The sequence below is a fragment of the Sphingopyxis sp. BSNA05 genome, assembly GCF_013265645.1.
In the GTDB taxonomy this organism is placed as follows: domain Bacteria; phylum Pseudomonadota; class Alphaproteobacteria; order Sphingomonadales; family Sphingomonadaceae; genus Parasphingorhabdus.
Genome location: NZ_PYIA01000086.1, coordinates 1 through 876, shown reverse-complemented (window position 1 = coordinate 876; position 876 = coordinate 1). Strand labels below are relative to the sequence as shown.

Below are 876 nucleotides of genomic sequence, written 5' to 3'. Positions count from 1 at the left end.
CGCGTCCACCGGTTTTGCCGCCGCGCAAAGCGTGAACCCGGACACGCTCGATATTGAAGCCATTCGTGCATCGGCCAAAACCTATTCCGCTGAAGCAGAAGCATTGGCTGAAAATGTCCGCCTGCGAAGCGAAGATTTGCGAAGTGACGCCCGTCAGACACAAGACCAGGCAAGGGCTAATCACGAACGATACACGAAGACTGTCGAACGGAAACACTCCGCCAGTAAGGACAATAAAAAAGACGAAGTCTTCGATTTCGACCGCATGATTTCGGATCATGCAAAAATGGCTCAGGCCAAACTCGGTGACGCACCGCGTTTCATTGCCTTTGCAAGCTTGTCGATGCCGTCGCAGTCTTTGAAAAACTCGTTCGCGACACATCGGCGGCAGGCGGGGTCACGGTGCTGCGTGGTTTCCCCGGTGGCAGCGCCAAACAGCTGACAAAAATGCTGACCGCTATGGCCTCGGACGGCGAGCAATTATCCGCGCTCGGTATTGATCCCAGACTGTTCCGGGCATTTGATATCAAGGCTGCGCCCAGTTTCGTAATGGCTTCTTCCGATTTTACGCTCTGCGATGGTTTCAATTGCACAGGCGCTGTCCCGCCCCATGACCGGATGACGGGCAATGTCAGCGTAGAATATGCGCTCGAAACATTTGCGGGCGGCGCTGGTCCCGGATCGCGTCTCGCCGCGCTGCACCTTGCCCGCCTGAAGAAGGAGCGCTGAGTGATGAAGTTTCTTAAATGCCTTGCCCTCGTTGTCACGGTCATCAGTTTCTCCGCCGGATCACCACTGGCGGCACAGGACCGCGAGGCGGCCAGGAAAGAAGGCAAAGCTTTTGCCAATCAACAGCAGGGACGCGCCCGCGCAAAT

At 56.4% G+C, this 876-nt stretch carries 1 protein-coding gene and 1 pseudogene; both read left to right on the top strand.

Features of this window, described 5'->3' with window-relative positions; genetic code table 11:
* Window positions 1-442 (top strand): annotated as a pseudogene (locus C8024_RS21545) (hypothetical protein); the annotation flags it as partial.
* On the top strand, window positions 403-729 hold the full coding sequence (locus C8024_RS21540; protein WP_367947270.1) for a type-F conjugative transfer system pilin assembly protein TrbC: 327 nt from the start codon (window positions 403-405) through the stop codon (window positions 727-729). The pseudogene C8024_RS21545 and the gene C8024_RS21540, both read left to right, overlap by 40 nt.
* Window positions 730-876 lie beyond the last annotated feature (147 nt).